General features: G+C 65.9%; 21 protein-coding genes. 9 read left to right on the plus strand and 12 right to left on the minus strand.

The window, feature by feature from the left end:
• Nucleotides 1–178: 178 nt before the first annotated feature.
• Entirely contained in the window at nucleotides 179–2,326 is a 2,148-nt protein-coding gene (gene recQ / locus OH705_RS14720; RefSeq protein ID WP_267302428.1) for a DNA helicase RecQ, read from the plus strand.
• A 138-nt stretch (nucleotides 2,327–2,464) separates the two neighbouring features.
• Complete coding sequence (locus OH705_RS14725) at nucleotides 2,465–2,902, plus strand: MarR family transcriptional regulator (RefSeq protein WP_038706592.1); 438 nt, start codon at nucleotides 2,465–2,467, stop codon at nucleotides 2,900–2,902.
• 80 nt (nucleotides 2,903–2,982) lie between these two features.
• Here OH705_RS14725 and OH705_RS14730 read toward each other — a convergent pair whose 3' ends face one another.
• Nucleotides 2,983–5,169 (minus strand): patatin-like phospholipase family protein, encoded by a 2,187-nt coding sequence (locus OH705_RS14730; RefSeq protein WP_094011849.1) that lies wholly within the window; start codon nucleotides 5,167–5,169, stop codon nucleotides 2,983–2,985.
• 66 nt (nucleotides 5,170–5,235) lie between these two features.
• On the opposite strand from OH705_RS14730, the gene OH705_RS14735 reads away from it, so the two are divergent.
• Nucleotides 5,236–5,517 carry a SelT/SelW/SelH family protein gene (locus tag OH705_RS14735; RefSeq protein WP_023633166.1) on the plus strand — a complete coding sequence of 94 codons (282 nt, stop codon included), beginning with the start codon at nucleotides 5,236–5,238 and terminating at the stop codon, nucleotides 5,515–5,517.
• Here the strand turns inward: OH705_RS14735 and OH705_RS14740 are convergent, their stop codons facing one another.
• Together OH705_RS14740 and OH705_RS14745 are read right to left on the minus strand one after the other, a co-directional pair.
• Nucleotides 5,518–6,405 carry a DMT family transporter gene (locus OH705_RS14740; RefSeq protein ID WP_038706590.1) on the minus strand — a complete coding sequence of 296 codons (888 nt, stop codon included), beginning with the start codon at nucleotides 6,403–6,405 and terminating at the stop codon, nucleotides 5,518–5,520.
• A gap of 94 nt (nucleotides 6,406–6,499) precedes the next feature.
• Complete coding sequence (locus tag OH705_RS14745) at nucleotides 6,500–7,294, minus strand: helix-turn-helix transcriptional regulator (protein WP_038706589.1); 795 nt, start codon at nucleotides 7,292–7,294, stop codon at nucleotides 6,500–6,502.
• A gap of 124 nt (nucleotides 7,295–7,418) precedes the next feature.
• Between OH705_RS14745 and OH705_RS14750 the strand changes: the two genes are divergently transcribed.
• Nucleotides 7,419–8,234 (plus strand): UDP-2,3-diacylglucosamine diphosphatase, encoded by an 816-nt coding sequence (locus tag OH705_RS14750; protein ID WP_031315776.1) that lies wholly within the window; start codon nucleotides 7,419–7,421, stop codon nucleotides 8,232–8,234.
• A 56-nt stretch (nucleotides 8,235–8,290) separates the two neighbouring features.
• Here the strand turns inward: OH705_RS14750 and OH705_RS14755 are convergent, their stop codons facing one another.
• Nucleotides 8,291–8,875 (minus strand): HD domain-containing protein, encoded by a 585-nt coding sequence (locus tag OH705_RS14755; RefSeq protein WP_267302429.1) that lies wholly within the window; start codon nucleotides 8,873–8,875, stop codon nucleotides 8,291–8,293.
• 101 nt (nucleotides 8,876–8,976) lie between these two features.
• Entirely contained in the window at nucleotides 8,977–9,288 is a 312-nt protein-coding gene (locus OH705_RS14760; RefSeq protein WP_023631733.1) for a DUF962 domain-containing protein, read from the minus strand.
• 154 nt (nucleotides 9,289–9,442) lie between these two features.
• Between OH705_RS14760 and OH705_RS14765 the strand changes: the two genes are divergently transcribed.
• A complete protein-coding gene (locus OH705_RS14765; protein ID WP_038706588.1) occupies nucleotides 9,443–10,489 on the plus strand; it encodes an AraC family transcriptional regulator in 1,047 nt (348 codons plus the stop codon).
• On the opposite strand, the gene OH705_RS14770 is transcribed toward OH705_RS14765, so the two are convergent.
• On the minus strand, nucleotides 10,446–11,900 hold the full coding sequence (locus OH705_RS14770) for a TrkH family potassium uptake protein (RefSeq protein WP_038706587.1): 1,455 nt from the start codon (nucleotides 11,898–11,900) through the stop codon (nucleotides 10,446–10,448). The two genes, OH705_RS14765 and OH705_RS14770, sit on opposite strands and share 44 nt — an antisense overlap.
• Nucleotides 11,901–12,089: 189 nt before the next feature.
• Here OH705_RS14770 and OH705_RS14775 point away from each other — a divergent pair, with 189 nt between their 5' ends.
• Nucleotides 12,090–12,647, plus strand: coding sequence for an NAD(P)H nitroreductase (locus tag OH705_RS14775; protein WP_038706586.1), 558 nt, complete (start codon nucleotides 12,090–12,092; stop codon nucleotides 12,645–12,647).
• A gap of 36 nt (nucleotides 12,648–12,683) precedes the next feature.
• Here the strand turns inward: OH705_RS14775 and OH705_RS14780 are convergent, their stop codons facing one another.
• The 6 genes from OH705_RS14780 to OH705_RS14805 all read right to left on the minus strand — a co-directional run bounded on the left by OH705_RS14780 (nucleotide 12,684) and on the right by OH705_RS14805 (nucleotide 16,743).
• On the minus strand, nucleotides 12,684–14,072 hold the full coding sequence (locus OH705_RS14780) for a sensor histidine kinase (protein ID WP_052062223.1): 1,389 nt from the start codon (nucleotides 14,070–14,072) through the stop codon (nucleotides 12,684–12,686).
• Nucleotides 14,073–14,084: 12 nt separating this feature from the next.
• Nucleotides 14,085–14,501, minus strand: coding sequence for a Spy/CpxP family protein refolding chaperone (locus OH705_RS14785; RefSeq protein WP_023632412.1), 417 nt, complete (start codon nucleotides 14,499–14,501; stop codon nucleotides 14,085–14,087).
• A 128-nt stretch (nucleotides 14,502–14,629) separates the two neighbouring features.
• A complete protein-coding gene (locus OH705_RS14790) occupies nucleotides 14,630–15,307 on the minus strand; it encodes a response regulator transcription factor (RefSeq protein WP_038706585.1) in 678 nt (225 codons plus the stop codon).
• 7 nt (nucleotides 15,308–15,314) lie between these two features.
• Entirely contained in the window at nucleotides 15,315–15,707 is a 393-nt protein-coding gene (locus OH705_RS14795) for a hypothetical protein (RefSeq protein WP_023632893.1), read from the minus strand.
• A gap of 138 nt (nucleotides 15,708–15,845) precedes the next feature.
• Nucleotides 15,846–16,145, minus strand: coding sequence for a YciI family protein (locus tag OH705_RS14800; protein ID WP_038706584.1), 300 nt, complete (start codon nucleotides 16,143–16,145; stop codon nucleotides 15,846–15,848).
• Between the two features lies 1 nt (nucleotide 16,146).
• Complete coding sequence (locus tag OH705_RS14805; protein WP_023631974.1) at nucleotides 16,147–16,743, minus strand: septation protein A; 597 nt, start codon at nucleotides 16,741–16,743, stop codon at nucleotides 16,147–16,149.
• 67 nt (nucleotides 16,744–16,810) lie between these two features.
• Here OH705_RS14805 and OH705_RS14810 point away from each other — a divergent pair, with 67 nt between their 5' ends.
• From OH705_RS14810 to OH705_RS14820, 3 genes are all read left to right on the plus strand, one after another.
• The gene (locus OH705_RS14810; protein ID WP_038706583.1) at nucleotides 16,811–17,671 is read left to right on the plus strand and encodes a PHP domain-containing protein; all 861 of its coding nucleotides are present in this window, start codon (nucleotides 16,811–16,813) and stop codon (nucleotides 17,669–17,671) included.
• A gap of 13 nt (nucleotides 17,672–17,684) precedes the next feature.
• The gene (locus OH705_RS14815) at nucleotides 17,685–18,314 is read left to right on the plus strand and encodes an L-threonylcarbamoyladenylate synthase (RefSeq protein WP_094011886.1); all 630 of its coding nucleotides are present in this window, start codon (nucleotides 17,685–17,687) and stop codon (nucleotides 18,312–18,314) included.
• A 125-nt stretch (nucleotides 18,315–18,439) separates the two neighbouring features.
• Nucleotides 18,440–19,138 carry a segregation and condensation protein A gene (locus tag OH705_RS14820; RefSeq protein ID WP_167335934.1) on the plus strand — a complete coding sequence of 233 codons (699 nt, stop codon included), beginning with the start codon at nucleotides 18,440–18,442 and terminating at the stop codon, nucleotides 19,136–19,138.
• Nucleotide 19,139: the final 1 nt, after the last annotated feature.

Genomic DNA, 19,139 nt, shown 5'->3' on the forward strand with positions numbered 1-19,139 from the left:
CGAACGTCTGTCACCGGGGCATGCCGGGGTACGCGGCAGTCGGGTATACTCCGCTGTTTTTCGTGCCAGGTGGCGTTTTGCGGCCATCCGGCAAAAACCGCTTACGCATTCGGTGTGTGCGCGGCGGATTTATCGTCCAGCCTGAGTCCAGGATGGTACGGCGATTTTGGAGTGGCAAATGCTCGAACAGGCTCAGCGCGTCCTCAAGGATGTCTTCGGTTACGATAGTTTCCGCGGGCGCCAGGCAGCGATCATCGAATGTGTGGCGGGCGGTGGCGACGCGCTGGTACTGATGCCCACTGGTGGCGGCAAGTCCCTGTGCTTCCAGGTGCCCGGCTTGCTGCGCCCCGGCTTGACGGTGGTGGTGTCGCCGCTGATCGCGCTGATGGACGACCAGGTCGCCACCCTCGACGAGCTGGGCGTGGCCGCCGCTGCGCTGAACTCCACGCTCAGCGCCGAGCAGCAGCGCGACCTGGCCGGGCGCCTGCGCCGCGGCGAGGTGAAGATGCTCTACCTGGCTCCTGAGCGCCTGGTGCAGCCGCGCATGCTGGACTTCCTGCGCGGCCTGGACATTTCCCTGTTCGCCATCGACGAGGCCCACTGCGTCTCGCAATGGGGTCACGACTTCCGCCCTGAGTACCTGCAGCTGGGCCAGCTTGCCGAGCTGTTCCCCCATGTACCGCGCATCGCCCTGACCGCCACCGCCGACATGCGCACCCGCGAAGAGATCGTCCAGCGCCTGCACCTGCAGGGCGCCGAGCGTTTCCTGTCGAGCTTCGACCGACCGAACATCTTCTACCGCATCGTGCCCAAGGAGGCGCCGCGCAAGCAGTTGATGGCGTTCCTCGGCGAGCGGCGCGGCAACGCCGGCATCGTCTATTGCCTGTCGCGCAAGAAGGTCGACGAGACCGCGGCCTTCCTTTGCGACCAGGGCTTCCCGGCGCTGCCGTACCACGCCGGCCTGGCTGCGGAGACCCGCGCCGCCAACCAGCACCGCTTCCTCAACGAGGAAGGGCTGATCATGGTCGCGACCATCGCCTTCGGCATGGGCATCGACAAGCCCAACGTGCGCTTCGTTGCCCACCTCGACCTGCCCAAGTCGCTCGAGGCCTATTACCAGGAGACCGGCCGTGCCGGCCGTGACGGCCTGCCGTCGGACGCCTGGATGGCCTACGGCCTGCAGGACATGGTGATGCTCAAGCAGATGCTGCAGAACTCCGAGGGCGACGAGCGCCACAAGCGCATCGAGCAGCACAAGCTCGACGCCATGCTGGCCCTCTGCGAGGAAACCCGTTGCCGCCGCCAGTCGTTGCTGGCCTATTTCGACGAGGTGCTCGAGCAGCCCTGCGGGCACTGCGACAACTGTGTCGACAACGTGCAGACCTGGGATGCCACCGAGCCCGCGCGCCAGGCTTTGTCGGCGGTGTTCCGCACCGGCCAGCGCTATGGTGTCGGCCATCTGGTCGATGTGCTGTTGGGCAAGGACACCGAGAAGGTGCGCAATTTCGGCCACGAGAAGCTGTCGGTGTTCGGCGTCGGCAAGACGCTGGCCGAGGCCGAGTGGCGCTCGCTGTTCCGCCAGTTGGTGGCGCGCGGGCTGGTGGACATCGACCTGGAAGGTTACGGCGGCCTGCGCCTGTCCGACAGCTGCCGGCCGCTGCTGCGCGGTGAGGTGAACTTGCAACTGCGCCGCGACCTCAAGCCGCAGACCGTGGCCAAGGCGTCCGGCGGCAGTGGCGGCAGCCCGGCCAGCCAGCTGGTGCGCGCCGAGGAGCGGGAGCTGTGGGAGGCGTTGCGCACCTTGCGGCGCAAGCTGGCCGAAGAGCACAGCGTGCCGCCTTATGTCATCTTCCCCGACTCCACTTTGCTGGAGATGCTGCGCAGCATGCCCACCAGCCTCAGCGACATGGCCCAGGTCAGTGGCGTCGGCGCGCGCAAGCTGGAGCGCTACGGCCAGGCCTTCCTCGAGGTCCTCAATGGCGCCGGTGGCACCGAGGAAGCGCCGAAGGTGGTGCTCGACCTGCGTCACGAACTGGTCAGCCTGGCCCGCGCCGGCATGACGCCGGCGCAGATCGCCGGGCAGCTCAACTGCACCGAGAAGAACGTCTACAGCTTGCTGGCCGAGGCCATCGGCCGCCAGGAGCTGAGCCTGGAGCAGGCGCTGGACCTGCCCGAAGACCTGATGATGGAAGTACAGGATGCCTTCCTCGACGGCGAGGGCGAGCTGCCGCCGGTGTCAGCTGTGGCACCGCTGTTCGGCCAGCGGGCGCCCGAAGGTGTGCTGCACTGCGTGCGGGCGGCGCTGGCGGTGGAGTTCGGCGTGTGATTGCCGGCATTTGTGCCATTTGCTGACCTTTGTCATACCCTTACATGATTATCAGTCATTTCCGTGGCGTCGAACCTTGCCTGATCGGTCGGGCCATGGTTAGCTGGCTAATAATTAGTTCTATTCATTGAGTTACTTATGCCCCTGACCGACAACCAACACCGCTTCGGCATGCAGCTGGCCCAGATGTCCCGAGGCTGGCGCGCCGAGCTGGACCGCCGCCTGGCCGGGCTCAACCTGTCGCAAGCCCGCTGGCTGGTGCTGTTGCACCTGGCCCGGTTCGACGAGGCGCCGACCCAGCGTGAGCTAGCCCAGAGCGTGGGCGTGGAAGGCCCGACCCTGGCGCGTCTGCTCGACAGCCTAGAAAGCCAGGGGTTGGTTCGCCGCCAAGCCGTGATGGAAGACCGTCGGGCCAAGAAGATCCTCCTGTGCCCACCGGCCAAGCCGCTGATCGACCAGATCGAGACCATCGCCAATGCGTTGCGGCTCGAGTTGTTCACCGGGGTCGATGAGGCCGACCTGGAAGTGTGCATGCGCGTGCATGCGAAGATTCTCGATAATCTCGAGAAGTCCTGAGCTTTACCCGGATCGCGGGGCAAGCCCGCTCCCACAAGATTTTGTTTGGCTTGTGGGGGCGGCTTGCCCCGCGATCATTTCTAGAAGGTATGCCCCAGGTTCAGGTACACCGCCTTCTCATGCGCATCGTTGGCGCCATAGCTCAAGTTCAACGGCCCCAGCGGCGTTTCCAGCCCCAGGAAGATGCTCGCCGCATTGATGTAGCCGCTGTCGAACTCGTTGTCGTTGTTCCACGCACGGCCGCGCTCCAGCGAGCCGCCCAGGTACAGCGGGAAGTCCAGCGGCAGGTAGGCGCGTGGCGTCAGGCGGCGGTAGTAGACCATGCGCAGCAGGCTCATGTTCTGCCCGGAGATCGAGTCTTGGCGGAACCCCGATAGCTGCCGTGCGCCGCCGAAGACGAAGCTGGAGGTGACTACTTCGGCATCGTCCAGGGTGCGTCCGTAGCGCCCGCCCAGCACCAGGGTGTTCGGCCCGCTGCTGATGGCCTTGTCGAGGTTGAACAGCCACTGCCGGTAGTTTTGGTCCGAATCCAGTGACTTGTCGTACTTGCGCACGGTCAGGCCTATGTCTTCGCCGCTGTGCGGGAAGTAGACGTTGTCGAAGGTGTCGAAGGAGTACTTGAGTTCGTAGAAGCCCTCATTGAAGCTGACCTTGGGCAGGTCCTGGTCGCCTATACGCACCTCGGCGTTGCCCCAGGCCTTGCCCACGCCCAGGCGCACCTCGCCGTAGGTGCCGATCTGCCGCCCGACATTGAGCCCGAAGCCGTAGCGTTCGAGGCGGTATTCGGCCACCGGGTCGTTGTCCAGGGTGGCCTCGACATTCTGCGAACCCAGGGCCAGGTAGGGGGCGATGAAGTAGCGCGAGCCCACGTCCAGCGGCTGGTAGAACTCGCTGTACAGCTCCTGTTCGTCGCCGATCTGGGCCCGGGTCAGCCATTCGCCGCCGAGCCGGTTGATGCCGTTGACCCGGTAGCTGGCGCCAAGGTTGAAGGCGCTGTCGCCGCGCAGGTCGTCCGACAGGTTCAGGCCCAGGCGCAGGTAATCGGTACCGCCACGCCGCCCGCGGGCGTTGATCACCAGGGTATGTTCATCGCCCTTGTGCGCGACGCGGTATTGCACCTGGTCGAAGTAGTCCAGCCCATAGAGGGTGCCCATGTCGGTCTGCAGGCGGCCGAGGTCCAGCGGTTCGCCGATGGGTTGGCGGATGTAGTAGCGGATCACGTCGTCGCTGACCTTGGAGTCGTTCTCCACCTTGATGGCGGTGATGATCGGCGTGCGCTGCTTCGGTGAACGCGCCATTGCCAGGTTGCTGTCACCCTCGCGCCGGCGCAGCGACGCCAGGCGCGGATCGAGGGCGCGGGTGGCGCGGTAGCCGGCATCGATCATATCCTGGGCGCGGCCGAAGTCGGTGACGCCGAACGCGGACAGCGGCGGCTGGACGAGGATGTCCTCGCGGCGCAGGCTGGCCAGCTGTTCCTCGGAGTTACGCCGGGTCATCAGGGTGATCGACTGGTTGAGTACATCCACCACCGTGGCCAGTTGCTTGCGGTTGCGCAGCGGGGTGCCGATGTCGACTACGATGGCCAGGTCCACGCCCATCTCGCGCACCACGTCCACCGGGATGTTGTCGGTCATGCCGCCATCCACCAGCAGCCGGCCGTCCAGTTCCACCGGGGCGAACACTGCCGGAATCGACATGCTGGCGCGTATCACCTGGGGCAGGTGGCCGCGGCGGAAGATCACCTTCTCGCCACTGGTAATGTCGGTGGCCACGGCGCGAAACGGGATCGGCAGCTTGTCGAAGTCGCGCACGTCGGCGGCATGGGCCAGCTTGCTTTCCAGCAGCAGGGCGAGGTTCTGGCCCTGGATCACGCCCAGCGGCAGGCCCAGGCTGCCGTCGTCGCGAAAGCTCAGCTTCTGCTTGACCAGGAAGTCGCGGTCGTCCTGCTTGCGTCGGAACGGCACGTCCTTGCGCGGTGGGGCGTCGGACAATGCCTGTTGCCAGTCGAGGGTGGTGGCCAGTTTTTCCAGTTCGGCGATGCTGTAGCCCGAGGCGTACAGCCCGCCGACCACCGCGCCCATGCTGGTGCCGGCGATGGCGTCGATGCGCACGCCCTGTTCTTCCAGGGCCTTGAGTACGCCGATATGCGCCAGGCCGCGGGCGGCGCCGCCTGACAGCACCAGGCCGATTTTCGGTCGCGCCGTTTCGGCGGCATGCAAGGTGATGGAAGTGAGCATCAGCAGTAGGCAGAACAGCAGGCGGCGCATCGTGAGTCTCAAACCAGAGGGTAAAGACCGCTAGTATAAGCGGCCCTTCCTACGGAGTTCCCCGACATGGCAGACAGCAAGCCACAAATTGTCATCACTTATTGCACCCAGTGCCAATGGCTGCTGCGCGCCGCCTGGCTGGCGCAGGAGTTGCTCAGCACCTTCGCTGACGACCTCGGTCAGGTCGCCCTGGAACCTGGTACCGGCGGGGTGTTCCGCATCACCTGCGACGGCGTGCAGATCTGGGAGCGCAAGGCCGACGGCGGCTTCCCCGAGGCCAAGGCGCTCAAGCAGCGGGTGCGTGACCAGATCGATCCGCAGCGCGACCTGGGTCACAACGATCGCTGATCAGGCGCTTTCGGCCACGGTCTGCCGGGAGGGTTGCTCGGCGGCCAGGCGGCTGGACAGGATGATGGCGAAGATGATCAAGGCACCACCGGCGAGCATGCGCAGGGTCGGCTGTTCGGCGAACACCACCCAGGCCACGGCGATGCCGTAGACCGGCTCCATGCCGAACACCACCGCGGCGGTACGCGCCTTGATCACCGCGAGGCTGGCGACGAACAGGCTGTGGGCGACGCCGGTGCAGAAGATGCCGAGCAGGGCGATCCACAGCCAGTCCATGGGTGCCACGGCAGCCAGGCCCGGCGCGGCGAACGGCAGCAGGCACAGGCTTACCACCAGGTTCTGCCACAGCGCCGCCTGTACGGCGGGCAGGCGCCCGGAACCGGCGCGGTTGGTCAGCGACAGCAGCGAGAACAGCAGGCCCGAGAGCAACGCCCAGAGCAGCCCGCCGGTGGCCTCGCTGGCGAGGTCGAAGGCGGGGGTGACCAGCACCAGGCCGATGCTCACCAGCAGCACCAGGACAGCCTCGTTGCGGCGAATGCGTTCACGGAACAACAAGCCTTCAAGGATCACCGTGAATGCCGGAAAGCTGGCGAAGCCGAGGGTGGCGATGGCCACGCCGCCGACCTTGACCGCGATGAAGAAGCTCACCCAATGCCCGGCCAGCAGCACACCCCCCAGCAACAGGCGGCGCAAGTCCTGGCCGCGCAGCGGTTGCCAGGCCTGGCGCGCCAGGCCGGCAAACAGGCCCAGCGCCAGCACGGCGAACGCGGCACGACCAAAGACGATGATCGAGGGGCTGGCACTGGCGGCCAGTTTGCCGAAGACGCCAGTCAGGCCGAAGAACAGCGCGCCGATATGCAGGGCGCCAAGGGCGGTGCGGTGGTTCATGGTGGTCCTTTGAGTACAGTGAGCGTTGCGTGCTGGCTCCATCACGGGACAAGTCGCGATGAGGTCGATACAGGCAGCAGTGTATGTTCGATCCTCAGGCAGATCTGTCGCCCACCTCGCGCCCGTTGTCGCCAGACTCGCGCCGCAACGCCAGCGGCGTGCAGCCGAACGCCCGCAGCACCGCCGCGCTGAATGCGCTCTGCGAGCCATACCCCACGCGCGCGGCAATCTCGCCCACCGGCAACACCGTCTCACGCAACAGCCGGCGCGCCATCGTCAGCCGCCGTTGGCGGATGTAGTCCATCGGCGTCAGGCCGCACTCGCTGGCAAACCGCGCATGCAGCCGCGCACTGGACAGTCCGGCCAGTCGCGCCAGGTCGGCGACCTGCAGCGGGTAGGCGGCGTGCTGCTCGATATGGCGGTCGAAGGCAGCATAGGGCAAGCGCCTGCTGGACAGCACCGGGGCGCAGGCCTGTGGATTGAGGCTGGCCAACAGCAACACCGCGCCCTGGCGGGCAATCAGCGGGTCGTCCACGGGGCTGCTTGCCAGCCAGTCCACCAACTGCTGCTGGCGGCTGTCCAGGCTCAGTGGGCCGGGGCTGTCGAGCAGGCGCCGGCTGTCGTGGGCGTGCTCGCCCAGATGATCGCCGAGCCATTGTCCGCCCGGTACGTCCAGTACCAGGCAATCGCTGCCCTCTCGGCTCCCACAAGTGTGGTGGGCACCGGCGGGAACCACCATCAGGTCCTGGCGAGCGACCCGGCCGCCGCGTCCATCCACCTCGAAATCCAGGCGCCCGCCGAGGCCGAACACCAACTGTGGATGGTCGTGGCTGTGGGCGATCAGGTCGTGGCGGTAGTGGCGCAACGAGAGCAAGGGGCCGGCGGTCATGGTGAGTCCTCACGGGGCAGGCGAAGATTGTACACCTGCAGGCGAGGGCAGGATGGTCATGTACCTGCCACCAATCTGTCACCTGCGCCTGCCAGTCTCCAGCAAACAGCGCCGGAGCCTGCCCATGAGCCACGCCGAACCTCTTCGCCCGTCACGCAAGCAGCGTGTCCGCACCTTGTGGATTTCCGATGTACACCTGGGCACCCGCGACTGCCAGGCCGAACACCTGGCGCATTTCCTCAAGGGCTACCAGGCCGAGCGTATCTACCTGGTCGGCGATATCATCGATGGCTGGAAACTGCGCAGCGGCATCTACTGGCCTCAGGCCCACACCAATGTCATCCGCCGCCTGCTGACCCTGAGCAAGCGCGGCACCGAGGTGATCTACGTTACCGGCAACCATGACGAATTCCTGCGGCGCTACTCGAAACTCATCCTGGGCAACATCCAGCTGGTGGACGAGGCCGAACACCTCACAGTCGACGGCCGGCGCCTGCTGGTGATCCATGGCGACCAGTTCGACGTGATCACCCGCTACCACCGCTGGCTGGCTTTTCTTGGCGACCGGGCCTACGAGTTCACCCTGGTGCTCAACCGTTGGCTCAACCACTGGCGCGCCCGCTATGGCTACGGCTACTGGTCGTTGTCGGCGTACCTCAAGCACAAGGTCAAGGGCGCGGTTAACTTCATCAGCGACTTCGAGGACGCCATCGCCCACGAGTGCACCCGGCGTGGCTTCCATGGTGTGGTGTGCGGGCATATCCACCATGCCGAGATCCGCCAGGTGGGCGAGGTGGAGTACCTCAATTGCGGCGACTGGGTGGAGTCGTGCACCGCGCTGATCGAACACTGGGACGGGCGGATCGAGCTGTACCGGTTTGCCGAGGCGCAGGCGCTGGAAGCAGCGCTGCGCTTGGCAGAACTGGGCGAGCCGGCCTAGTGTCTCGTCGGCTGAGCCTGTGATCGCGGGGCAAGCCCGCTATCGGTAGTGGCAGATCAGGCGGTGGCTTGCAGGGCTGCCTTGTAGATGGACTGCCTGGGCTGGGCGAACAAGCGCTCCAGCATGGGCTCGAAGAACGCAAGCGGCAGGCTTTCATAGTCCGGATCGAACGCCGCCGCGTCGTAGCGGGCGCAGAACTCGAGGGTCCGCTGGTAATGCGGGTGATCGCGGAATTGCTCGCGCAGGTTGCGATTCATGCCCAGGTGGTGGAAGAAGAAGTAGCCCTGGAAGATCCCGTGTTTCTCGATCATCCACAGGTTCTCGTCGCTGACGAACGGCTTGAGGATCGCCGCGGCGATATCGGGGTGGTTGTAGCTGCCCAGGGTGTCGCCGATGTCATGCAGCAGGGCGCAGACCACGTACTCTTCATCGCGGCCGTCGCGGTGGGCACGGCTGGCGGTCTGCAAGGAATGGCTCAGGCGGTCGATGGGGAAGCCGCCGAAGTCGCCGTCGAGCAGGCGCAGGTGGGCGAGGATGCGCTGGGGCAACTGCTGGGCGTAGGCACGAAAGTCGTCGGCGATGATCGCCCAGTCCTGGGCGGTGCCATCGCGCATGTGGCTGAAATTGGCTTGCTTGCTCATCACCGCGTGCCGCTCGTGTCGGGGAACATACCGCAGTGTTGGCCAGGATCCGGGCTTTGGCAGTGGCCGGCCGGGACGCGAACCTGGCCTTGCGGGCCGATTCAGAGGCTCAGGCGGCCCAGCAGGATGTCGCGGAACATGGCGAAGTCGCCGACCAGACTGTACCAGGGGTGGCTGAAGGTGGCGGGGCGGTTCTTCTCGAAGAAGAAATGCCCGGCCCAGGCAAAGCCATAGCCGGCCAGCGGCACGGCCAGCAGCAACAGCCACTTGCCGCTGCCGATGCTGTAGGCGAGCAGGGCGATCACCAGGCTGGTGCCGACGAAATGCAGGCGGCGGCAGGTGGGATTGCTGTGCTCGCCCAGGTAATAGGGGTAGAACTCGGCAAAACTGCGGAACTGCGCGGTGCGGGTCATGGCGGGCTTCCGGATCTGCGGGTCTTGCTGACAGGATACACGGCGTGGAGCCTGAATCGAGTCTAGAGTCACTGGGTGCGATGGCCAGTGACAATAGGCGCCAATTGAGTATCCTTTCGGTTCACCGCAGGAGCGGTCAGCACAAGAGCCTGTCATGAGTGAGAGAACCACGTCAGCCAGCTGGGCATCAGGGATCGTCAAGGCACTCGAGCTGGAAGGGCTCGATTGCCCGGCCATGTTCAAGCAGCTCGGGCTCGACTTCGCCGCCTTGGACGACCCCGACGCGCGATTCACCCAGGATTCGATGACCCGGCTGTGGCAGCTGGCGGTCGAGCTTTCCGGCAACGAGGCGATCGGCCTGAACATGGCCAGGGTGGTACGCCCCGCTTCGTTCCATGTGGTGGGCTATGCGTTGATGTCCAGTCGTACCCTGGCCGAGGGCTTCGAGCGACTGGTGCGCTACCAGCGCATCATCGCAGAGAGTTCGGACTTGAGCTTTCGCCTCGAACCCGACGGCTATGCCTTGGTACTGACCGTGCACGGCGATCACCTGCCGCCGACCCGGCACAGCGCCGAAGCCTCGCTGGCCTGTGCCCTGGCGTTGTGCAGCTGGCTCAGCGGGCGGCCGATCCAGCCGCGGCGTGTACTGATCCAGGGCGCCCTGCCGAAAAATGTCGAGCCATACAAGGTGGCTTTCCACGCGCCGCTGCAGTTTGGCGCGGCCCATGACGCGCTGGTGTTCGCACGCGCCGACATGGAGGCGCCGTTGCCTACCGCCAACGAGGCGATGGCGGTGCTGCACGACCGTTTCGCCGGCGAGTACCTGGCGCGTTTCTCGGAAAGTCGGGTGACCCACCGCGTGCGCCAGGTGCTCTGCCGCATACTGCCCCAGGGCGAGCCCAAGCGCGAAACCGTGGCCCAGGCCCTGCACCTTTCGCAGCGCACCTTGCAGCGGCGCCTGCAGGACGAGGGCACCAGCTTCCAGACCCTGCTCGACGACACCCGCCGCGAACTGGCCGAGCAGTACCTGGCGCAGCCAGGCACCACGCTGCTGGAAACCGCCTACCTGCTGGGGTTTGCTGATCCGAGTAATTTCTACCGGGCGTTTCGCCGCTGGTTCGACAGCACGCCGAGCGAGTACCGCACGCGTCTGTCGGTCAGTGACGCCAGAACGCCGGCATGCACAACACCAGCACCGTGATGATCTCCAGGCGGCCCAGCAGCATGCCGCCGGCAAGGATCCATTTGGCGGCATCCGGCAGCGTCGCGTAGTTGCCGGCCGGGCCGATCACTTCGCCCAGCCCGGGGCCGACGCCCGAGACGGTCCCGGCGGCACCGGTGAGCGCGGTCATCCAGTCCACGCCCAGCAGCGACAGCAGCAGGGCGATGATGCAGATGGTGATGGCGAAGAAGAACGAGAAGGTCAGGATCGAGCGCACGATCTCTTCGTCGAGTCGGTGGCCGTTGTATTTCTGCTTGATCACCGCGCGCGGATGGATCAGCTGGTTGAGGTTGGCCTTGAGCAGGATGTAGGCGACCTGGAAGCGGAAGATCTTGATGCCGCCGGCCGTCGAGCCGGAGCAGCCGCCGACGAAGCCCAGGTAGAAGAACAGCATCAGCGAGAAGTTGCCCCACAGGCTGTAGTCGCCCAGGGCGAAGCCGGTGGTGGTGACCACCGAGGTGACGTTCAGCGCCACGTGGCGCAGGGCATCGAGCCAGTGCAGCTCGGTGGTGGCCCAGTACCAGGTGCCGAGGACCAGCCAGGTGGCCACCAGCATGGCCAGCAGGCCCTGCACCTGCTGGTCCTTGATCAACGCCCGGCGGTGGCCGCGCAGGGTCGCCACGTACAGGGTGAATGGCACGCTGCCCATGATCATCACCACCACCGCGACCCAGTGCACCGCAGGGATATCCCATTTGGCCAGCGACTGGTCGGAGGTGGAGAACCCGCCGGTGGAGATCGCCGACATGGCGTGGTTGATCGCATCGAACAGGCCCATCCCCGCCCACCAGAAGGCCAGGCTGCCGAACACGGTGATGCCGACGTACACCGCCACGATCGACTTGGCGACCATGTGCGAGCGCGGCATGACCTTCTCCGAGCGGTCGGAGGACTCGGTCTGGAACAGGCGCATGCCACCGATGCGCAGCAACGGCAGGATCGCCACCGCCATGCCGATGAAGCCGATGCCGCCCAGCCAATGCAGCATCGAGCGCCACATCAGGATGCCCGGCGACATGCTGTCCAGGCCGCTGAGCACGGTGGCGCCGGTGGCGGTGATGCCGGACATGCTTTCGAAGAAGGCGTCGGTGTAGCTGATGTGCTGGGTCAGCAGGAAGGGCAGGGCGGCGAACACGCAGACCACCAGCCAGCTGCTGACGGTCAGCAGGTACATGTCGCGGGGGCGCAGGTGCACGTGCTCGGGGCGGCCGGGGATGACCAGGCCCAGGCCCGCGAGGAAGGTGATCAGGCTCGACCAGAGGAACGACGGCATGTCGCCGGTGCGCTCGAAGACCACCAGGGTCGCCATGGGCACCACCATGCTCACCGCCAGGGTGATCAGGAAGATGCCGATGATGAAACCAATGATCCTTAAGGTCGGCAACGCCATGTGATCTGCTCTGACTCGCTACGGAAAGGGCGCCATTCTACCTGTGGGCCGGGTCTTGTAAACGCCGATTGCTGGCCTCCACGGAGCGGGCTTGCACCGCGATGGCCGGATCGCGGGGCAAGCCCGCTCCCACGATCCCCTTCGATGGTGCAGAATGGCCGCACTTTCAATCTGCCAGGAGGGTAGCCCATGGAGGCTCTCGACGCATTGCTCAACCGTGTTTCCGTGCCACGCCTGACTGACCCGGCGCCCAATGCCGCCCAGCGCGAGGCGCTGTTCCAGGCCGCATTGCGTGCGCCTGACCATGGCCAGCTGCGCCCCTGGCGTTTCCTGACCATCGAAGGGCAGGGCCGGGAAAAGCTCGGCGAGCTGTTCGCCGAAGCCGTGCAAGCCAAAGGTGAAGCCACCCAGGCGGCGCTCGACAAGGCCCGGGCGATGCCGCTGCGTGCGCCGTTGCTGATCGTGGTGATCGCCCGGCTGCAGGATCACTTCAAAGTGCCGAAGATCGAGCAGCGACTGGCCGCCGGCTGCGCCGCCCATGGCATCCTGATCGCCGCCCATGCCCAGGGTATCGGCGCGGTATGGCGCACCGGCGACATGGCCTTCGACGCCCATGTGCACAAGGGGCTGGGGCTTGCCGAGAACGAAGAGCTGATCGGTTACCTGTATGTCGGCACGCCAATGGCCGAGCCACGCACCGCGCCGATCCTGGAAACTGCCGAGTACGTCAGCGCCTGGGGCGAGTGATTGAGTGGGGCCGCTGCGCAGCGGCCCCTGTATTAGTCAGCCAGCGCTAACTTCGCTGGGCAGTTCCAGCGTAGCCACGAACCCACCCTGCGGATGGTTCGCAAGCTTCAGGCTGCCACCATGGCGCTCCGCCGCCTTGCGTGCAATCGCTAGCCCCAGCCCATGTCCCGGCGCCTCTTGCCCCGGTGCCCGGAAGAATGGCTCGCCCAGCTGCGCGAGATGCTCGGCCGCCACCCCCGGCCCATGGTCGCGCACGCTCAGCACGATACGGTCCTGCTCGCGGCTGGCGCGCAGCTCGATCGGCTGCCCGGCCGGATTGAAGCGCAGCGCATTGCGCAGCAGGTTGTCCACCGCCCGTTCGATCAGCGTCGGCCAGCCTTGCAGGGTCAGGCCAGGCTGCATCTCCAGACGCACCTCCTGATCCGGCGCTGACAGCTGGGCATCCTTGCGCACGCCGCCCAGCAAGGCATTGAGGTCCACCGGCTCGGCATGTGCCTGCTCGGCATCGACCCGGGCAAGCACGAGGATTTCGCTGATCAAGTCTTCCAGACGATCGCATTCGCGGGTCAGGCGTGGCCACAGGGCCTGACGCTGTTCCGGCTCGGCGCGCTCGGCCAGGGCCAGGGCGATGCGCAGCCGGGCCAGGGGTGAACGCAGTTCGTGGGACACATCGCGCAGCAGCTGGCGCTGGCTGCCGATCAGGCTCTGCAGGCGTGCGCCCATCTTGTTGAAGTCGTTGGCCAGCACGCCGAACTCGTCACGGCGCACGGCCAGCCGCGCCAGGCTGTTCTGCTGGTAGCTGGTCTGCCCCAGGTCGTGCACGGCGCCGCGCAGGCGGCTGAGCGGGCGGGTGATCGACAGGGTTACCAACAGGCTGAACAGGGTCAGCACCACCAAGGCTATGCCCAGGGCGCTGAGCGGCCAGATAAGGCTTTCGCGGTGCCAGGCGGCCAGCTCCGGGTGGGGGATACGGTAGATCAGCAGGTAGGTCTCACCGCTGCCGGGGCTGGTGTATTCCTCGGTCAGGCGGCGCCACGGCAGGCGACGTTCGTCGTTGTGCTGGCGTGCCTCGAAGGCCGCGGCGCGGCGCGGGAAGGTGCCGGGGACCACGGCATCGCCGCTGTCGTCGAGCACCTGCACGTCGATCTTGTAGCGCTGCTTGCGCCGTTCCAGGAAGCGTTGCGACGACTCCAGGCCTTCCTGTTCGTAGTGCTGGGCCCAGTGGCTGGCCAGGTTGTTCAGGCCTGGGTGGCGACTGAGGATCCAGGTGTCCTGGTTGAGCATGTGCCCGAGCAGGATTGACAGCCCGGCGACCAGGGCGATGGCCAGCCAGAAGCTGGCCAGGATGCGCCAGAACAGTGAACGCAAGACAAGCACCTCCAGGAAATGGCGAAAGCCCGGCGCGCTGGGAAGCGGGCCGGGCATCGGGCTGACAGCTTACTGGGCCTTGCCGGTTTTTTCAGCCTTCCAGGCCTGGAACTCCTGCCACTCGGCCTTGCGCGCGGCGCGCTCCTTCTGCAGGTCGTCGAATTTCTTCTGCTGGTCGGGCTTGAGCAAGGCGCGGATCTGGCCTTCGGTCTTGTCGTGGCTGGCCTTGAGCTCGTCCTTCAGGGCTTTCTGCTCGGCGGCGGGCAGCTTGGCGATGTAGCGTTCGTTGATGTCGCGGCGCTGCTTCATCTGCTCGCCCATCAGCTTGCCGATCTGCTGGCGCTGGTCGCGGCTCAGGTCCAGCTGGGCGAAAGGCGCGTCACCGCGATGATGCGGGCCGTCGTGGCGCGGGCCGCCTTCGGGCATGGCCATGGCCACGGTCGGCAGGGCGGCGGCGAACATCAGGGCGATAAGGGTCTTGCGCATGGTGTCTCTCCTTTCAGGGGCCGGTGGTTACCGGATGAGCCCAGTCTAGGGAGATCAAGGTCAAGGGCGGTCAGGCGAGGGTAAAGGCTGGGTAAAGATGACAGGGCCGCGCAGCGGCCCCGGTTTTACTACAGACTGTAGTAATAGCCGCGGCTGCGCAGGGCGACGATGCGCGGGCGGCCATCCGGGTGCGGCCCGATCTTCTTGCGCAGGTTGCTGACATGCATGTCCAGGCTGCGGTCATAAAGCGTGAGCTTGCGGCCCAGGCCGATCTGCGCCAGTTCCTGCTTGTCCAGCGGCTCGCCGGGTTGGCGCAGCAAGGCTTCGAGGATGCGGCTTTCCGACAGCGTGAGGGTCATCTCGCGCTGGTCGATGCTGACCACGCCGCGTACCGGGCTGAAGATCAGGTCGCCGATCTCCACCTGGCTGCTGGGCGCGCTGGGGTGGCTGCGGCGCAACACTGCGCGCAGGCGGGCGGTGAGCTCGCGGGGGTCGCAGGGCTTGGCCAGGTAGTCGTCGGCGCCCAGCTCCAGGCCAAGGATGCGGTCCAGCGGCTCGCCGCGGGCCGAAAGCATCAGCACCGGCAGGTCGGTGTGTTCGCTGCGCAGCTGTTTGAGCAGTTCCAGGCCGCTGCCGTCGGGCAGCATGACATCCAGCACCACCGCCGCCGGGGCGTGGGTGGCCAAGGCCTGGCGCGCACTCTGGCCATCGTGGCAGGCGCGCACCGCAAACCCTTCCTGGGTCAGCCAGCTGCCGAGCAGCTCGCACAGTTCCTGGTCATCATCAATTAGTAACAGCTCGCTCATTTCTCACTCAATTCAACCATTGCCGGCGTCTTCTGTGTCCGCCGCTGGCTAAGATACCGCAGACTGCGGACAACAGTGCAACGGCCGAGCCGATCAGGAACCATTGCTGCTGGTCGGTCAGCGGGCTTCGCGGGGCGCTGGCGCCTGCCTGCAGTTCCTTGATCGTCAGCTTCAGGCGCTGGTTGTCCTGGCGCAGGCGGGCGAGCTGGGCGCTTTCACGCTCGCTGTCCTGGTTCTGCAGTTGCTGGGTCAGCGCCGTGCGCTGTTTCTCGCTTTCTTCCAGGCGCTGCTGCAAGTCGGTGATCCGCGCCCCGGCTTCCAGCGACAGCGGCTGTTCGGCCGTGGCGAAAGGGGACAGCAGCAACAGGCAAAGCAGCAGGGACATCGGACCTTGACGCATTGGAACTCCTGATTCGTATCGATTCAGGAGGTTGTCGGCCAGTCGTCGGATTTTATGAGTAGTGCCGCGCGGGGTGTAGCAGGGAGCGGCTTCGTGGGGGCGGGCTTGCCGCTGCGAAGCCCGTCCCGGTAAAGCCTGTTACGGCAGGACTTGCTTGAACGGCTTGACCACGACCTTGGCGTACACGCCCGCGGCAATGTACGGATCGGCGTCGGCCCAGGCCTGGGCGGCGGCCAGGGAGTCGAACTCGGCGACGATCAGGCTGCCGCTGAAGCCGGCGGCGCCCGGGTCGTTGCTGTCGATGGCCGGGTGCGGGCCGGCAAGCACCACACGGCCCTCGGCCTTGAGCTGCTGCAGGCGTTCGATATGCGCGGGGCGGGCGGCCAGGCGGTTTTCCAGGGAGTTTTCGACGTCGCTGGCGATGATGGCGTAGAGCATGTCAGTCCTTGGGTTTGGAGGTGGAGGGGTCGGCATCGTGCAGGTGGCGCGACAGGTAGACCCCCTGGGCCACCAGGAACAGCACGGTCATGCCCAGGCTGCCGAATACCTTGAAGTCGACCCAGATGTCCTGGAAGGTGAAGGCGACGAACAGGTTGGCGGCGCCGCACACCAGGAAGAAGGCGATCCACGCCACGTTCAGGCGGTTCCACACTGTTTCTGGAAGTGTCAGGGCATGGCCCATGATGCGTTTGATCAGTACCCGGTCACCGATGAAGTGGCTGCCGGCGAACGCCAGGGCGAACAGCCAGTTGACCACGGGCGCCTTCCACTTGAGGAAGGTCTCGCTGTGGAAGGCCAGGGTCAGGCCACCGAACACCAGGCAGGCGACCAGGGTCAGCAACTGGCCCTTCTCCAGCTTGCCGTGGCGCAGGAACAGCGCGCCGTAGACCACCACGGAGCTGACGATCAGCATGGCGGTGGCGCTGTAGATCCCGCCGAACTCGAAGCCGTGGCCGGCGAATTCGACCGGGCGCGGGTCAAGCTTGTAGACGATGAAGAACAGCAGCAGCGGGATGAAATCGATGAATTGTTTCACAGTGGCAGCCAGAAGCGGGATGTGACGGCATAATAACAAACATCGATTCCTGCGAAAGCGCTCCTCCATGAATGTTGATCTGCACTGTCACAGCACGGCCTCCGACGGCGCCCTGTCGCCCACGGCACTGGTCGCCCGGGCCCATGAGCACGGGGTGCGCACGCTTTCGCTCACCGACCATGACACCCTCGAAGGCCTGCCGGAGGCGCGCCAGGCGTGCCTGGACAACGGCATGCAGTGGGTCAGCGGCGTGGAGCTGTCGTGCACCTGGGGCGGTGCCACCATTCATGTGCTGGGCTACGACTTCCCCCTCGACGCGCCGCCGTTGCTCGATGCCATCGCCAACCTGCACCGTGGTCGTTGGCTGCGCGCCGAGGAAATCGACCGCAAGCTGGCGGCCAAGGGCATGCCCGGCGCGCTGGACGGCGCGCGGGCCGTGCAGCAGGAACTGGGCGACAGCGGCAACGCCCCGGCGCGCCCGCACTTCGCCGAGTTCATGGTCCGCGCTGGCTTCGTCAAGGACCGCGGCGAGGCGTTCCGCAAGTGGCTGGGCGCCGGCAAGCTGGGCGACGTCAAGCTGCACTGGCCGACGCTTGAGGAAACTGTCGCGACGCTGCGTGAGTCCAATGCGTGGGTGAGCCTGGCCCATCCCATGCACTACGAACTGACCCGCAGCAAGCGCAGACGGCTGATTGCCGACTATATTCAGGCTGGAGGGCAGGCACTGGAAGTGGTCAACGGGATGATGCCGCCCGAGCAGGTGGGGACGATGTCGATCCTCACCCGTGAGTTCGGCCTGCTGGCAAGCGCCGGCAGCGACTTCCACGGCCCTGGCACCTGGGGCGAGATCGGTGCCTACCGGCCATTGCCTGAGGACCTGCCACCCCTGTGGCGCCGATTCCGACATGAACAGCCTATGGCGGTATGAACAGGACGACTTCGTGAGCCAATTTTTCCAGATTCATGCGGAGAACCCGCAGCCGCGCCTGATCAAACAGGCTGTCGAGATCATCCGCAAGGGTGGGGTGGTGGTTTATCCGACCGACTCGGCCTATGCCATGGGCTGCCAGATCGGTGACAAGGCTGCCATCGAGCGCGTGCGCCGCCTGCGCCAGCTGGACAAGCACCACAACTTCACCCTGCTGTGCTGCGACCTGTCCGAGATGGGCACCTTCGCCAAGATCGACACGGCGACGTTCCGCCTGCTCAAGGCCCACATTCCGGGCCCGTACACCTTCATCCTCAACGCCACCCGCGAGGTGCCGCGCCTGCTGATGCACGACAAGCGCCGCACCATTGGCCTGCGCGTGCCGTCCAACCCCATCGTCCTGGCCCTGCTCGAGGAACTGGGCGAACCGCTGATGAGCGTCAGCCTCATCCTGCCGGGCGACGAGGAGCCGATGACCGACCCCTACGAGATCCGCCAGCGCCTGGAGCACCACGTCGACCTGATCATCGACGGCGGCTTCGGCGACCTGAAGGCCTCGACCGTCATCGACCTGTCCGGTGACGAGCCCGAGCTAATCCGTGAAGGCTGCGGGGATCCGACGCCGTTCCTGGTCAACGCGTGAGCCAGGTACAAGCCCCCGAGGCGCCGGCCACAGAGGCGCAGACGCCGTTCCAGCTGCAACTGGCCCTGGTCTACGGCGAAGCCCTGACCGAGATGCCGGTCGACCTGTACATCCCGCCGGATGCCCTGGAAGTCTTCCTCGAAGCCTTCGAAGGCCCGCTGGACCTGTTGCTGTACCTGATCCGCAAGCAGAACGTGGACATTCTCGACATCCCCGTGGCCGAGATCACTCGCCAGTACATGAGCTATGTCGAGCTGATGAAGAGCGTGCGCCTGGAGCTGGCGGCCGAGTACCTGGTGATGGCCGCCATGCTCGCCGAGATCAAGTCGCGCATGCTGCTGCCGCGCTCCGGCGAGGTCGAGGAGGAGGAGGGCGACCCGCGCGCCGAACTGATTCGCCGGCTGCAGGAGTACGAGCGGTTCAAGGCCGCCGCCGAAGGTATCGATGAGTTGCCCAGGGTCGGACGCGAAGTCGTCGTGCCGCGCCTGGAGGCTCCGCAAGCCAAGGTGCGCAAGTTGTTGCCGGAGGTGGCGCTGGAAGAGATCCTGCTGTCCATGGCCGAGGTCATGCGCCGCAACGACCTGTTCGAGAGCCACCAGATCACCCGCGAGGTGCTGTCGACCCGCGAACGCATGAGCGAAGTGCTCGACCGCCTCAAGGGCGGTGCCTTCGTGCCCTTCGTCGAGCTGTTCACCCGCGAGGAAGGCAAGCTCGGCGTGGTGGTGACCTTCATGGCGATTCTCGAGCTGGTGAAGGAATCCTTGATCGAACTGGTGCAGAATGAGCCCTTCGCCCCGATTCACGTCCGTGCCCGGGCAGAATGAC

It is taken from the genome of Pseudomonas sp. BJa3 (assembly GCF_026343815.1).
In the GTDB taxonomy this organism is placed as follows: Bacteria; Pseudomonadota; Gammaproteobacteria; order Pseudomonadales; family Pseudomonadaceae; genus Aquipseudomonas; species Aquipseudomonas soli.

What these genes read in the sequence shown, in the direction of transcription:
- OH705_RS14800 (WP_038706584.1), bottom strand. Translation starts at nt 16,145, where the DNA reads ATGCTCTACGCCATCATCGCCAGCGACGTCGAAAACTCCCTGGAAAAC.
- OH705_RS14810 (WP_038706583.1), top strand. Translation starts at nt 16,811, where the DNA reads ATGAATGTTGATCTGCACTGTCACAGCACGGCCTCCGACGGCGCCCTG.
- OH705_RS14780 (WP_052062223.1), bottom strand. Translation starts at nt 14,072, where the DNA reads ATGCCCGGCCCGCTTCCCAGCGCGCCGGGCTTTCGCCATTTCCTGGAG.
- OH705_RS14790 (WP_038706585.1), bottom strand. Translation starts at nt 15,307, where the DNA reads ATGAGCGAGCTGTTACTAATTGATGATGACCAGGAACTGTGCGAGCTG.
- OH705_RS14795 (WP_023632893.1), bottom strand. Translation starts at nt 15,707, where the DNA reads ATGCGTCAAGGTCCGATGTCCCTGCTGCTTTGCCTGTTGCTGCTGTCC.
- OH705_RS14785 (WP_023632412.1), bottom strand. Translation starts at nt 14,501, where the DNA reads ATGCGCAAGACCCTTATCGCCCTGATGTTCGCCGCCGCCCTGCCGACC.
- OH705_RS14725 (WP_038706592.1), top strand. Translation starts at nt 2,465, where the DNA reads ATGCCCCTGACCGACAACCAACACCGCTTCGGCATGCAGCTGGCCCAG.
- OH705_RS14750 (WP_031315776.1), top strand. Translation starts at nt 7,419, where the DNA reads ATGAGCCACGCCGAACCTCTTCGCCCGTCACGCAAGCAGCGTGTCCGC.
- OH705_RS14770 (WP_038706587.1), bottom strand. Translation starts at nt 11,900, where the DNA reads ATGGCGTTGCCGACCTTAAGGATCATTGGTTTCATCATCGGCATCTTC.
- OH705_RS14740 (WP_038706590.1), bottom strand. Translation starts at nt 6,405, where the DNA reads ATGAACCACCGCACCGCCCTTGGCGCCCTGCATATCGGCGCGCTGTTC.
- OH705_RS14755 (WP_267302429.1), bottom strand. Translation starts at nt 8,875, where the DNA reads ATGAGCAAGCAAGCCAATTTCAGCCACATGCGCGATGGCACCGCCCAG.
- OH705_RS14745 (WP_038706589.1), bottom strand. Translation starts at nt 7,294, where the DNA reads ATGACCGCCGGCCCCTTGCTCTCGTTGCGCCACTACCGCCACGACCTG.
- OH705_RS14730 (WP_094011849.1), bottom strand. Translation starts at nt 5,169, where the DNA reads ATGCGCCGCCTGCTGTTCTGCCTACTGCTGATGCTCACTTCCATCACC.
- recQ (WP_267302428.1), top strand. Translation starts at nt 179, where the DNA reads ATGCTCGAACAGGCTCAGCGCGTCCTCAAGGATGTCTTCGGTTACGAT.
- OH705_RS14775 (WP_038706586.1), top strand. Translation starts at nt 12,090, where the DNA reads ATGGAGGCTCTCGACGCATTGCTCAACCGTGTTTCCGTGCCACGCCTG.
- OH705_RS14760 (WP_023631733.1), bottom strand. Translation starts at nt 9,288, where the DNA reads ATGACCCGCACCGCGCAGTTCCGCAGTTTTGCCGAGTTCTACCCCTAT.
- OH705_RS14735 (WP_023633166.1), top strand. Translation starts at nt 5,236, where the DNA reads ATGGCAGACAGCAAGCCACAAATTGTCATCACTTATTGCACCCAGTGC.
- OH705_RS14765 (WP_038706588.1), top strand. Translation starts at nt 9,443, where the DNA reads ATGAGTGAGAGAACCACGTCAGCCAGCTGGGCATCAGGGATCGTCAAG.